The 13,555-nt window shown below is 67.5% G+C and carries 8 protein-coding genes; 5 read left to right on the top strand and 3 right to left on the bottom strand.

Going from position 1 to position 13,555, the window contains the following annotated elements:
• Positions 1-24 precede the first annotated feature (24 nt).
• Together IE191_RS06310 and IE191_RS06305 are read left to right on the top strand one after the other, a co-directional pair.
• Complete coding sequence (locus IE191_RS06310; RefSeq protein WP_191323613.1) at positions 25-2,232, top strand: autotransporter assembly complex protein TamA; 2,208 nt, start codon at positions 25-27, stop codon at positions 2,230-2,232.
• Positions 2,232-6,437 carry a translocation/assembly module TamB domain-containing protein gene (locus IE191_RS06305; protein WP_191323497.1) on the top strand — a complete coding sequence of 1,402 codons (4,206 nt, stop codon included), beginning with the start codon at positions 2,232-2,234 and terminating at the stop codon, positions 6,435-6,437. The genes IE191_RS06310 and IE191_RS06305 overlap by 1 nt, the downstream gene beginning before the upstream one ends.
• Before the next feature lie 37 nt (positions 6,438-6,474).
• On the opposite strand, the gene IE191_RS06300 is transcribed toward IE191_RS06305, so the two are convergent.
• Entirely contained in the window at positions 6,475-7,452 is a 978-nt protein-coding gene (locus IE191_RS06300) for a phosphatase PAP2 family protein (protein ID WP_191323496.1), read from the bottom strand.
• Positions 7,453-7,622: 170 nt separating this feature from the next.
• Positions 7,623-8,594 (bottom strand): diacylglycerol/lipid kinase family protein, encoded by a 972-nt coding sequence (locus IE191_RS06295; protein WP_191323495.1) that lies wholly within the window; start codon positions 8,592-8,594, stop codon positions 7,623-7,625.
• 341 nt (positions 8,595-8,935) lie between these two features.
• Here IE191_RS06295 and IE191_RS06290 point away from each other — a divergent pair, with 341 nt between their 5' ends.
• A complete protein-coding gene (locus tag IE191_RS06290) occupies positions 8,936-10,558 on the top strand; it encodes a DUF5597 domain-containing protein (protein WP_373299253.1) in 1,623 nt (540 codons plus the stop codon).
• Between the two features lie 10 nt (positions 10,559-10,568).
• Here the strand turns inward: IE191_RS06290 and IE191_RS06285 are convergent, their stop codons facing one another.
• A complete protein-coding gene (locus tag IE191_RS06285; protein WP_191323493.1) occupies positions 10,569-11,426 on the bottom strand; it encodes an IclR family transcriptional regulator in 858 nt (285 codons plus the stop codon).
• A gap of 461 nt (positions 11,427-11,887) precedes the next feature.
• On the opposite strand from IE191_RS06285, the gene IE191_RS06280 reads away from it, so the two are divergent.
• Complete coding sequence (locus IE191_RS06280; RefSeq protein ID WP_191323492.1) at positions 11,888-12,619, top strand: SDR family oxidoreductase; 732 nt, start codon at positions 11,888-11,890, stop codon at positions 12,617-12,619.
• 79 nt (positions 12,620-12,698) lie between these two features.
• Positions 12,699-13,553, top strand: a complete 855-nt coding sequence (locus IE191_RS06275; protein WP_191323491.1) for a fumarylacetoacetate hydrolase family protein — start codon at positions 12,699-12,701, stop codon at positions 13,551-13,553.
• The last annotated feature ends 2 nt before the right edge of the window (positions 13,554-13,555 follow it).

Below are 13,555 nucleotides of genomic sequence, written 5' to 3'. Positions count from 1 at the left end.
GCGCGTGCCCTGGCCGCGCTGGGCGTGGGGCTTGGGGCCACGCTCGGCCCGCTGCCCGCGCTGGGGCAATCGCGCGATGCCGATCCTGCGCTGGAGGCCCTGATCCCCGATTCCGCGCTGGACAATCCCCAAGCCTGGGCGCGCGATACCGATGCGGCCCGCACCCCGGCGCCCGATGTATCCACGCTGATCAGCCCCGATCCGTTGCCGACGCTGCCGGCGATGCCCGGCATCACGCTGGAATGGCCCGACAAGGCAGACCTGCCGGCGATCGAGCCACTGTCTCCCGATCCCGACATCGCCGATGCGCAGGAGCAGGCCAAGGCTGCCGGCGCCGCGCTGGAAACCGATGATTCGGCGCAAGGCGTGCGGATTGCCAATGCCTCGTTGGTGCGCGTGGCAGACCAGGTCGTGCTGGCCTTTCCCCCCGATGCCAAGCTGCCCGATCGCGATGCCATCGTGGCGCGGTTCAAGGGCCTGTCTGCCCTGGCCACGCTCAAGGACGATGAAGACAACCTGGCGCAGCTTACCCGCCGCGCCAAGAGCGATGCCGACCTGCTCCAGCAGGTGCTGCGCGTCTATGGCTATTACGATCCCGGCATCACCCAGACGATCGAGCGCCCGGCCAACGACACACCCACAGGCACCACCGCTGCGGCAAGCGGCGCCACCCCGGCCAAGGCCGAAACCCCCGAAGAGGCGCGGGAGCGCCGCCAGGAGAGCCTGGCCAAGTCGGTCGTTCGGTTCGACATCCAGCCCGGCCCGCAATACCGGTTTGCCCACATCGCCCTGGGCGACGTGACAACGGCAAGCGATGGCAAGGACTTGCGCGCCGCGTTCCATCTCAATGTCGGCGATCCGATCAACACCGACAAGATCCTGGCCGAGAAGGACAGTCTCAACAAGGAAATGGGCGAGCGCGGCTATGCCTTCGCCACGGTCGGCGAACCCGACCTGGTGATCGACCACGAGCCGCGCACCGGCGATCTCACCGTGCCGGTCACCACCGGCGGCAAGTATCGCTTCGGTCACGTCAACAGCAACCTGCCGGCCTATCTCAGCTCGCGCCATCTGGAACGCATCGCGCGGTTCCGTCCCGGCGACCTCTACCTGCGCAGCGACATGGACGACCTGCGCGAAGGCATCCTGGCCACCAGCCTGGTCTCCACCGCCACGGTCAAGGCGCGCGAAGTGACGCCGCCGGCCAATGGGCAGCCCGGTGTTGTCGATGTCGACGTGGACCTGACCAAGGCACCGCAGCGCACGCTGGCGGGCCTGATCGGCTATTCGAGCGGCGAAGGCGCGCGGCTGGAGGGAAGCTGGGAGCATCGCAACTTCTTCCCGCCCGAGGGCATGATCCGCCTGCGCGGCGTGCTCGGCACGCAGGAGCAACTCGCCGGTGTCACGTTCCGCCGCAACAATTTCCACGAGCGCGACCAGGTCCTGACCGCCGATCTCTATGCCCAGACGATCCAGGTCCGCGCCTATGACGCCAACACCCTGTCGGCCACGGCCAGCCTGGAAAAGCAGTCCACCCTGATTTTCCAGAAGCCGTGGACCTATTCGTTCGGCATTCAGTTGATCGGCACGCAGGAAACCACCAGCACCACGCCGCGCACCACCTATTTCATCGCCGCGCTGCCGCTGCGCGGCGCCTATGACGCCAGCGACAACCTGCTCGATCCCACCAAGGGTTGGCGCCTGTCGCTGCGCGTCTCGCCGGAAATCTCCACCACCGATGGCACCAAGTCGAGCTATGTGAAGACCCAGATCGATGCGAGCATCTATCAGCGGGTCAGCAGCCGGATCATCCTGGCGGCGCGCACCCGGCTGGGCGCCATCGCCGGGACGGAGCTGGACAACATCGCGCCGTCGCGGCGGTTCTATGCCGGGGGCGGCGCCTCGGTGCGTGGCTATTCCTATCAGCGGGTCGGCCCGCTCGATGCGGCCGGAGAGCCGACCGGCGGGCGCTCGCTCACCGAATTCTCGCTGGAAGCGCGGGTCAAGACCGGGCTGTTCGGCGGGGCAGTGGGGCTGGTGCCCTTCGTGGACGCGGGCACCGTCGGGCCGACGGCGACGCCCACGCTTTCCGGGCTGCGCCTGGGTGCAGGCCTCGGGCTGCGCTACCAGACGAACTTCGGCCCGATCCGTATCGATGTGGGCACGCCCATCAATCCGCGTCCGGGTGATAGCCGCCTGGGCGTCTATATCGCGCTGGGGCAGGCCTTCTGATGGTGCAGGAACCGAACGACACGCCGGCTGCGCCCGCGCCGCCTGCTCCCGTGCCTGTCGCGGTGCGCGGCCACTGGGCCACGCGCTGGGCACGGCGGCTGGCCACCACGCTGCTGCTGATCGCGGCGGGGCTTGGCCTGCTGTTCGTCATTCTCGATTCGGCCATTGGCCACCGCTTCGTGATCGATCGCATCGCGCAGGTCACGCCGGGATCGGGCTTGCGCGTGAAGATCGGGCGGATCGATGGTTCGCTGTTCGGCGCTTCCACCTTGCGCGACGTGGTGCTGAGCGATCCGCATGGCCGGTTCATGACCGTGCCGGAAGTGGAACTGGATTGGCGGCCGCTGTCTTGGCTGCACAGTGGCCTCGATATCCGTACGCTGGTGTTCCATCGCGGCACCTTGTGGCGCACGCCCAAGATGAACCCGGGCGATCCCAACGCGCCGATCCTGCCCGATTTCAATATCCGCATCGATCGTTTCGCGCTCGATGACCTGACCATTGCCAAGGGCATCGTGGGCGACCGGCGCCGCATCGACGTGCAGGCCCGCGCCGATATCCGCAACGGCCGCGCGCTGGTGGATGTGACCGGCAAGCTGGGCGGGCGCGACCGGCTGGTGCTGCATCTCGACAGCGAGCCCGATCGTGACCGCTTCGAGCTGGGCGGCGCTTATGACGCGCCGCGCGATGGCCTGCTCGCCGGGCTGTCCGGCCTGCGCCGAGAGGTGCACGTGCGGGTCGCCGGGCGCGGCCGCTTTGCCGATTGGCACGGCTTTGGCTGGGCACAGCAAGACGGCAAGACCATGGCCGCCTTCCTGCTCGACAATCGCAGCGGCGCCTATCGCCTGGCCGGCCAGGTGTTCCCGGCCGATCTGGTCAAGGGCACGGCCGCCGCTGCCGCCGGGGGCAAGGTCTCGCTGGTCTATCAGGGCACGTTCGCGCAAAGCCGCGCGCAGGGCACGGCCTTTGCCGTGACGCCCACGCTGCGCGCCATGGCCCAGGGCGGGCTTGACCTGTCGCGCAACCAGGCCGAGGCGATCCGCATCAAGGCGCAAGTGCTGCGCCCCGAAAAGCTGCTGGCCACCCCGCAAGTGGAAGGCGTGGCGCTGAGCGGCACGCTCGATGGTGCGTTCAACGATCTTGCGTTCGAGCATCTGCTGACCGTGCGCAGCCTGCGTTCGGGCAATATCAGCGCGCAGGGCCTGCGCACTGCCGGGACCGCGCGCTGGGATGGCAAGGCGCTGACCCTGCCGCTCGACGTGACGGCGCAAGTGCTGCGCAGCGGCCAGGCGATGGTCGATCCGCACCTGGGCGGCGCGCGCCTGCAAGGCGCTCTCGTGCTGCGTGGCAATGCCCTTTCGGCCGATCCGCTGGCGCTGCATCTCAAGGGGCTGGACGCACGGTTGACCTTGCGTGGCGATATCGCGCGTGGTGGCTATGCCCTGGCCGGCCCGATCGTGGCGCGTGGCTTTGCCGTGCCCGATGTCGGCACGCTGGATGGCACGGCCAAAGTGCTGATCAAGGTGGGCGATCGCCTGCCGTGGTCGATCCAGGCCAATGCCGCCGGTCGCCTCTCGCGCCTCAGCAATGCCACCCTGGCCAATCTGGCGGGCGGCGACGTGCGCTTTTCGGGCAGTGCGCGGATGGGCGGCACGATCCCGCTCACCTTGCGCAAAGTGGCCGTCAACGCTCCCAAGCTGACGCTGACGATGGATGGGCAGGTCGGCCAGGATGGCACCGCCAGTGTCGTCGGCCAGGGCCGCTCGGCCGATTATGGCCCGTTCACTGTCGATGCGCGCATGGCCAAGGATGGCCCGCATGCGCAGCTCGTGTTCGCCAGCCCGCTGCCGGCTGCCGGCCTCAAGGACGTGCGCGTGGGCATCAGCCCGATCCCCGATGGGCTGGGCATCACCGCGCAAGGGCAATCGCGCCTCGGGCCGTTCAACGGCTCGATGGGGTTGTTCTCGCCCAAGGGTGGCCCAACCCGCTTGCAGATCCAGTTCCTGCGCGTGTGGCAGACCGATATCACCGGCGGGGTCACGCTGGGCAATGGCGGCGTCAGCGGCGATCTGGCGCTCAAGGGTGGCGGTCTCGACGGCACGATCCACCTGGCGCCGCAGGATGGCGGGCAGATGGTCAAGGCGCTGGTCCTGGCGCGCAACGCCCGCTTTGGCGGCGACACGCCCCTGGCCATCGGGAATGCCAAGATCGACGTGGACGGCCTGTTTGCCAAGGGCAACAGCACCTTGACGGCCAATGTCTCGGCCCAGGGCCTGGCGGCGGGCAAGATCTTCATCGGCCAGATGGCGGCCAGTGCCGCGCTGGTCAACGGATCGGGCAGCGTCACGGCCTCGATCGCCGGGCGGCGCGGCACGCAGTTCGCGCTGCAAGGCACCGCCGCGTTCGAGCCGGACAAGATCGTGGCCTATGTCGCGGGCAACTATGCCGGCCGCACGGTGGACATGCCGCGCCGCATGGTGATGGAGCGCGAGGGCGAAGGCTGGAAGCTGGAGCCCACGCAGGTCACGTTCGGGCGCGGCATCGTGATTGCCGAGGGACATATCCTGGGCGGCCCGACCAAGATCGACCTGAAAGTGGCGCGCATGCCGCTCTCGGTGCTGGATATCGCCTTTGCCGATCTCGGCATGGGCGGTCTCGCCTCGGGCCTGATCGACTATAGCGACGATGGCACCGGCGCGCCGCAAGGCCATGTGGCGATCCAGGTGCGCAACTTCTCGCGCTCGGGCCTGGTGCTCACCTCACACCCCGTCGATCTCTATCTGGTGGGGCAGTTGGATGCGGCGGCGTTGCAGACGCGCGCGGTGGTCAAGGACCAAGGCGCGGTGCGTGGGCGGCTCCAGGCTGCGATTTCGGACATGCCACGCGGCGGCACGCTGCCCGAGCGGCTGCGCGGCGGCAAGCTCAATGCCCAGGTCCGCTACAGCGGCCCGGCCGAGGCGCTGTGGCGTCTCGCCGCCGTGGAAGCGTTCGATTTCACCGGCCCGCTGGGCGCGGTGGCCAATGTCACCGGCACGATCGACGCGCCGGTGCTGACCGGGGCGCTGGCCGCCAAGGGCCTGCGCGTGCGGTCCTCGCTAATCGGCGCGGATATCCAGAACGTGGAGGCCACCGGCAGCTTCGATGCCTCGCACCTTTCGCTTCAGCGCTTTGCCGGCACCACCGGCAATGGCGGCAAGGTGGAGGGCAGCGGCACGATCGACTTGTCGGCCGTGGCCACCAAGGGCGTGGGGATCGACTTGCGGCTCGCCGCCAGCAATGCCCAGTTGATCCGGCGCGACGACATGTCGGCCACGGTCACCGGCCCGCTGCGGGTGATCAGTAGCGGCAATGGCGGCACGATCGCCGGGCGCGTGCGGATCGACCAGGCCAGTTGGGCGCTGGGCAAGGCCAGCGCAGCGGCCGACCTGCCGACGATCAAGACGCGCGAGATCAACACGCCGGCCGACGCCGCTCCGCCCAAGGCGCCTTCCGCTCCCTGGCAGTTCATGATCGATGCTGTGGCCGCCAATCGCGTGGCGGTGCGCGGCATGGGGCTGGACAGCGAATGGGGCGCGGATATCCGCCTGCGCGGCACCACCGCCGCGCCAGAGATCACCGGCACGGCCGAAGTCATTCGCGGCGCCTATGAATTCGCCGGCAAGCGGTTTGACCTGACGCGCGGCAAGATCCGCTTCACTGGCTCTACGCCAATCGACCCGCAGCTCGATATCGTCGCCACCGGCGATGCCAACGGGGTCACGGCCACGATCACCATCTCGGGCACGGCGGCGCACACCTCGATCGCGTTCAGTTCCACCCCGGCGCTGCCCGAGGAGGAACTGCTCAGCCGCTTGCTGTTCGGCACCTCGATCACCCAGATTTCCGCGCCGGAAGCCGTGCAACTGGCCTCTGCCCTGGCTTCGTTGCGCGGCGGCGGTGGCGGCGATCCGATCAACAAGGTACGCAGCGCCATCGGCCTCGATCGCCTGCGCATCGTGGGGGCGGATGCCACCACCGGGCGCGGCACGTCGATCGCCGTGGGCAAGTATCTCGGCCGCCGGTTCTATCTGGAACTGGTCACCGATGGGCGCGGCTACAACGCCACCTCGATCGAATTCCGCATCACCCGCTGGTTGGCCCTGCTCGGCACGATCTCCACGATCGGCGACGAACAGATCAGCGTGAAGGCCAGCAAGGACTATTGAGTCGCCAGGGCCGGCGGGGCGTTGCGCCCTGCCGGCTTCAGCGGGACGCGGTGGCGGGGCGCAGGCGCCGGGTGGCAACCCCTTGCGCCCAGGCCAGCAGGGCCAGGCGCTTGCGCACCACGGCGAATGCCAGCCCGGCGACCCCCGCGCCGATCACCATGTCGACCAGGTAGTGCGATCCCTCGATCGGCGTGGCAGCCAGCAGCACCAGGTTGAGCGGCACGATCAGGGGCCGCAACTGCGCGATCCGCCAGGAAAAGGTGATGAACAGCAATCCGCACACGGTGTGGAAGCTGGGCGCCGAAACCAGGCCGGTGACGGTGGACAGCTCGATCCCGGCCAGGCGATGGGCGCGCAGCGCGGCGATCACCGTGCCTTGGTCCAGCCCGTTGCTGGGCGCATAGGGCACCGCGCCGTGCCACAAGTGCGACAGCGCGCCCCGCGCCGGGAACAGCGGGAACAGCACCAGCGTGATGACCGCTGCCAGCCAGAAGGTCAGCAGGAATTCGCGCGCCTGGGCGCGTTCGCCTTTCCAGCTATGCCAGATCAGGATCGCCCAGGGGTAGAGGAACACCGCGTTGTAGGCGGCCGATCCGGTCACTTGCAGCAGGGGATGGCGCACCACCAGGGCATAGAGGCCCAGCCAGTCGAAGTGCAGCGCCTCGTCCCAGCGTTGCAGGGTGTCGTCACAGAAGCCGCGCGAGACGGCGGCCACCTGGTAGCTCGCCACCGCACCGAGCACGCCGATGGCAATCAGGATCAGCCCATATTCGCTGAGGTCACGCAGCCGCGCCTGGAGCGGGGTTGCCGCCCGCGCGCTGCGCCGCCACACTTCCAGAAACAGTACCACCACACCGACGAGCACGGCAAACGCCGGGCTGGCCACCACCACCGGCAGGCGATTGCCCACCATCATCGCCACGACCACCAGCGCCGAACCACCAACCAGCGCCCACAGGCAACGGTCCACCGGCGGCGTCTGGCGCGCGGCCGGTGCCGATATCTCCGCGCTCATTGGCTGGAACGGCTCAGGGCGGACAACCGGCTGAGAGGCTGCCGGTGGCAGCGGGCGGGCCGAGAGCTGGCCGGGATGCTGGGGCAGGGACGGGGACCGTGGCCGGGAACGCGGCCGAACCGGGTGATGGGCAGAATCATCGCAGACGTCTCGTTCGGTGTTCGGGCGCATCAGGCCTGGTCCCTTGTGGTCTGTCGCGCCGCCCGGGACAGGAACGCGATCGGCGCTGTCGCCAAGCTGAACCGGGCCGGCGTCTGCCCCAGAATGTCGCCATCGGCCTGGATCGGCACGCCGGCCTGCCCTTCCACCGTGATGGTCTGCGCCGCGCAGCGCTGCCACGCAGGATCGGCAAAGCGCGGGTGGACCATCGCCGCCAGCGCCAGGCGGGCAATGTCGCGCCGGCGCGCCTGCGGCAGCAGCAGCACGCGAAACGCGCGCTCGCACAAGTCTGCCTGCGGATCGAGAGTCCAGGGGCCGGCATAGAACCGGCCCTTGAGCACGAACAGCGCTTCGGCCGTATGCGTGGCGCCGTCGATCGTCACGCGCAGCGCTGGGCGCGGCCAGCGCCACAGTTGCGCGATCAGGGCAAAGGCATAGGCGGCGCGGCCCCAGCGCCGCTTGGCGGCAGGGGTGACGCGCGCCACCACCGCGCTGTCCGGCCCCACCGAGGCGCAGCACAGGAACGCCGCACCGTTCAACAGGCCGTGATAGTGCGGCGCGGGCACGGCATCCTGCGCGAGTGTGGCAACAAGTGCGGCCGGATCGGCAGTGCAGCCGGTTTCGCGCGCGATGAGGTTGACGGTGCCCAGCGGCAGAAGGGCGTGGCGCAGGCTGGACGGCGCACCGGCGGCAAGGCCGGCTTCCACCACCATGCGGGCGGTGCCGTCGCCGCCGACGATGCAGATCACGTCGGCTTGGGTGTCCTGCGGGGCGCGAGCATAATCCAGGCTGTCGACCAACCGCGTCGGGTGCCCCGCCGCGACCAAGGCCGCGCGCCAGCGTTCCAGCGTGCGCGCGCAAAAATGCCCGGCATGGGGATTGTAGACCAGCGCGACAGACGGCGTCGCGGCAGAAGAAGGGGCAACAGGCAGGGCGGAAAGAGATGGCGCCGGGGCTTGTCTTGCCAGGGCGCAATCAGCCATCGGCCGTCCCGCCGTCTCGGCCAAGCCATCGATCTACGCCAACCAACCCCTACCTCCAATCGTCCCCGGCGCGGGGCAATAGCTGTTTGACGGTGGCATAACAATGTCGATTGCACCCGCATCGGGGCCCGGACAGTCCCGCTCCCGTACGAAACCCGCGTTTGTTGCGCAGCAGAACGCGAAAAGTGCGGGTTTGATCTTGGGCGGGCATGCCGACCGGGCTTGCCAGTCTTATCAAGATAGCGCTAACATGGCATGGCCACCGGCAGAGAATCGGACAGGCATCGATCAGGCAGGAGAGGACAGTGCAGCACAGCAAAGGATGGATCGCGGCGATCGGCTTGGTTTTCGCCACTTCGGGCCTGACAGCTCCGGCCATCGCCGCCCCTGCGGCAGCCACCAGCCGCCCGGCCACGCCGCTCCCCCGGATCGAGACGCGCAACGGCCGGCATGTCCTGCTGGTCGATGGCGCGCCGTTCCTGATGCTCGGGGCGCAGGCCAACAACGCGGTCAACTACCCGGCCTATCTCGACACGATCTGGCCTGTGCTCGATCGCATCCATGCCAACACGCTGGAAATTCCGGTCGCCTGGCAGCAGATCGAGCCGGTTGAGGGGCAATTCGACTTTGCCTATCTCGACACGCTGCTCGACCAGGCGCGCCAGCATGACAAGCGCCTGGTGCTGCTGTGGTTCGGCACGTGGAAGAACACCAATTACAGCTACACGCCCGATTGGGTGAAGCTCGACAACCGCCGCTTCCCGCGCATGAAGCAAAAGGACGGGGAAGATCACCAGGTGTTGAGCGCGCACGGCGCCAACACGCTGGCGAGCGACAAGCGCGCGTTCGTCAGGCTGATGACCCATCTGCGCGATCATGACGCGGCCAACACCGTGATCATGGTGCAGGTGGAAAACGAGACCGGCAGCTATCGCGTGCCGCGCGATTATGGGGCGCAGGCCAATGGCCTGTTCGCCCAACCGATCCCGGCCGCTCTGGCCCGCGCCACCGGCCGCAGCGGCACCTGGGCCCAAGCCTTTGGCGCGCAGGCCGATCGCTATTTCAACACTTGGTACACCGCGCGCTACGTCAACGAGATTGCCGACGCAGGCAAGGCGATCAAGCCGCTGCCGATGTATGTCAACGCCGCGCTGGCCGGGCCGTCGAACCTGCCCGATCCGGCCGGCGTGGCCAGCGGCGGCCCGCAGCAGGACGTGCTCGACGTGTGGAAGGCAGCCGCTCCGGCGATCGATCTCGCCGCGCCCGACATCTATGACGGCAAGAGCGACAACGTGCTGGTCTACCTCGACAAGTACAACCGCCCTGACAATGCCCTGATGGTGCCGGAAATCGGCAATGCCGCGCTGTTCGGCCGCTATTTCTATGCCGCCCTCGGCCGCGGGACGATCGGCTTTGCGCCGTTCGGCATGGATCGCAGCGGCTACATGAACTATCCGCTGGGGGCCAGGAATCTCGATGATCCGACCTTGGATGCCTTCGCGCTGCCCTATGCCATGGTGGCGCCGATGATGCGCGAATGGGCCGCACTCGCTGCGTCGCATCCCACTTGGGGCGGGGCCAAGCCCGACGATGGCAAGCCCATCGCCACCACCCTGGGCAAGTGGACCATCACGGGGGACTGGGGCGAATGGCAGTTCGGCATGAAGGACTGGACCTTCATCAAGGCCGAGCCCAACCCGGCGGCGGACCAGCCGATTGGCGGCTTTGCCGTGATGCAGCTATCCGACGATGAATTCCTGCTGATCGGCGATCACGTGCGGGTGAATTTCGCGCCGGCGCCGGGGTCACCCGCCAACGGCATCATGCTGCGGGCGGAAGAAGGCCGCATGGTCGGCGGGAAATGGGTGATGAACCGCGTGTGGAACGGCGACCAGACCGATTATGGCCTGAACCTCACCGATCGGCCGCAGGTGCTCAGGATCACCATGGGCCATTATCGCTGAGCCGCTGCCGTCACGACAGGTCCGTTGCACCCGGAAGGCTGCCTGGCGCGCCGCTGCCCGCATCGTCGGTGGCGTCGGCGCGCCAGCCCAGCGCGGCGGAAATGGTTTCCGTCGTGCGCCGCAGCGCCACGATGGCTTCCTCCAGCGAGACAAGCTGCGAGCCATCGAGCGCTTCCAGGAATGGCACGGTCAGGACGGCGAGCAATTCGCTGCCAAAGCCGAGAACCGGGAAGCTGATGTCGGTCACGCCGCGGATGACCGGGCTGGGCCGCATATTGTAGCCACGCGTCCGGATTTCCTCCAGCCGGGCCATCAGGGCGGTGTGGCCGATCGGTTCCTTGCGCAGGGCGGCGGCCCGCACCAATGCCAGTTCGCATTGTTCCCTCGGCATCAACGCCAGCAGCAGATTGCCCGAACAACTGCGCGCCAGGTCGATCGAGGCGCCCACGCGCAGGGAAAAGCCGCGAATGCCGGGGTTTTCCTCGCGCGCGATGATCAGCCCCTCGGCCGATTGCACGACGACAAGGTGGCAGGATTGTCCGATCTCTGCCGCCAGCGCCTGCATTTCCGGTTGCGCGGTCACCACCAGCTTGCGCGCGGGCGTAGCGCGATAGGCCACGTCGAGAAACTTGTAGGTGACAGTATAGCGATCGGTGACGCGCGACTTTTGCAGGTAGCCGGCCTCTTCCAGCACGACCACGATGCGGAACAACTCGCCCAGCGACCGGCCCAGCGCGGTGGCCATTTCGCTCGCCAGCAGTCCTTGCGGATTGTTGGCCAGCAATTCAATGATCAGAAACGCCTTGTCCAGCGCGGGGGCCTTGTAGCTTCCCTTCCGTTGTCCTGCGGTTTCGGGCTGCCGTGCCATAAAGTCCCATGTCGATACGCTGCCTGCCACCCTAGGCGGCGCGGCCAATTTCCGCAACGACGGCTCGCACAGGACCGCGTTGGGCATGTCATTCAATCGCTACAGTGCAATTTCAATATCATATACGCAATGAAATCCTGCAATTCTGGTGAGCGGCATGGTTTGCAGACCCTGCCACGCCCTCGACTCCCTCGGCAAACGGAAATCGGATGGTGCCGATGAAGCTGCCCTGCATTCGCATGCCTGGCATGCCGAGCGGCGTAAAGCGTTTGACGTTCGCATATTTGATATTAATCTGGCATCTGTAAAACAATGGCAGATCGGGACAGGTGTAGTGCGCGCTTTTCAAAGACCCCCGCATGTGTTGAGCCGCGCTCCGCAACCCCGCTTCTCTGCAAGCAGGCAGATCAGCGGCGCGGTGCCATGCTCACGTTCGCATCCAAGCAATCCGGGATAACGGCATGAAGCGACTTCACGGCAAGACGGCCATCGTCACAGGGGCGGGGCAGGGCATCGGCCGCGCCGCTGCGGAACTGTTCGCTGCGGAGGGCGCGCAGGTTCTCGCGCTCGATCGCAACGGTGCAGCGCTGGCAGGCCTGTCGGGCTGCACGCCGCATGTGATCGACCTGACCGACCGCGCCGCGATCGCCGCGTTCGGCGCGCAGGCCGGCGGCGTGGACGTGCTGTTCAACTGTGCCGGCTATGTCGATGCCGGCACTCTGCTCAACACCACCGACGCGGGCTATGCCCTGTCGTTCGATCTCAATGTCCACGCCATCACGCATATGTTGCAGGCCTTGCTGCCCGCGATGATCGCGCGCGGCGGTGGTTCGATCATCAACATGGCCTCGGTCGCCGGGCCGGTGATCGGGGTGGGCAATCGCTATGCCTATTGTGCCAGCAAGGCGGCCGTGGCGGGAATCACCCGCGCTGTGGCGCTTGATCATGTCGGGCAGGGCATTCGCTGCAACGCGATCTGCCCGGGTACGGTGCAATCGCCTTCGCTGGACGAGCGACTGGCCGCCACTGGCGACGAGGCCGCCGCGCGCGCCGCGTTCGTGGCGCGTCAGCCGATGGGGCGGCTCGGCACCCCCGAGGAAGTCGCCGCACTGGCGCTCTATCTGGCGTCGGATGAAAGTGCCTATACGACCGGGCAATTGCATGTGATCGATGGTGGCTGGTGCATGGCCTGAGCCGCGCGCTGGTGCTGCCAGGCGCGGTTGCCCCTGTCGCCAACCATCGATCCCTTCTCTCCGCAACAAAGGAAAACCCATGAAACTCTGCCGTTATGGCGCTCCTGGACAGGAACTGCCGGGCTTGATCGATGCTGCCGGCCGCCTGCGCGCGCTGGCCGGGCACCCGGATATCACGCCCGACACGCTCGGTCCCGAAACGCTCGCCCGCCTGGCTGCAATCGATCCCGAAAGCCTGCCCCTGGTGGAAGGCAGTGCGCGCTTTGGCGTGCCGGTGGCCGGAACGCGCAAGTTCATCGCCATCGGGCTCAACTTCGCCGATCACGCCGCCGAATCCAACGCTCCGATCCCCGAAGAGCCGGTGGTGTTCAACAAGTGGGTCAGTTGCCTGCAAGGCCCGAACGACCCCGTGGTCATTCCGCGCGGTTCGGAAAAGACCGACTGGGAAGTCGAACTCGGCGTGATCATCGGCAGCCGCGCCGAATATGTCGAGGTGGACCAGGCGCTCGACCACGTTGCCGGCTATTGCGTGGTCAACGACGTGTCGGAACGCCACTGGCAACTGGAACGCGGCGGCACCTGGGACAAGGGCAAGGGCTTTCCCACCTTCGGCCCGGTCGGTCCGTGGCTGGTGACGGCCGACGAAGTGGGTGACGTGCAGAACCTGGCGATGTGGCTCGATGTCAACGGCCAGCGCGTGCAGAACGGCAACACCAACACGATGATCTTCTCGGTGGCCGAGATCGTTTCCTATTGTTCGCAGATCATGACGCTGGAGCCGGGTGACATCATCACCACCGGCACGCCGCCGGGCGTCGGCCTGGGGCAGAAGCCCGCGCCGTGGTATCTCAAGCCGGGTGACGTGGTAACCCTGGGTATCGAGAAGCTGGGTGAACAGCGCCAGGAATTCGTGGCCTGGCAGCCGAGGGCCTGAGG

Origin of the sequence: Novosphingobium pokkalii (assembly GCF_014652855.1) — a bacterium.
Lineage (GTDB): Bacteria > Pseudomonadota > Alphaproteobacteria > Sphingomonadales > Sphingomonadaceae > Novosphingobium > Novosphingobium pokkalii.
This window is presented reverse-complemented; position numbering and strand designations above follow the sequence as displayed.

Excerpts from the sequence above, each read along its gene's own strand:
- IE191_RS06280 (WP_191323492.1), top strand. The coding sequence starts at position 11,888 with ATGAAGCGACTTCACGGCAAGACGGCCATCGTCACAGGGGCGGGGCAG.
- IE191_RS06300 (WP_191323496.1), bottom strand. The coding sequence starts at position 7,452 with ATGAGCGCGGAGATATCGGCACCGGCCGCGCGCCAGACGCCGCCGGTG.
- IE191_RS06305 (WP_191323497.1), top strand. The coding sequence starts at position 2,232 with ATGGTGCAGGAACCGAACGACACGCCGGCTGCGCCCGCGCCGCCTGCT.
- IE191_RS06275 (WP_191323491.1), top strand. The coding sequence starts at position 12,699 with ATGAAACTCTGCCGTTATGGCGCTCCTGGACAGGAACTGCCGGGCTTG.
- IE191_RS06295 (WP_191323495.1), bottom strand. The coding sequence starts at position 8,594 with ATGGCTGATTGCGCCCTGGCAAGACAAGCCCCGGCGCCATCTCTTTCC.
- IE191_RS06285 (WP_191323493.1), bottom strand. The coding sequence starts at position 11,426 with ATGGCACGGCAGCCCGAAACCGCAGGACAACGGAAGGGAAGCTACAAG.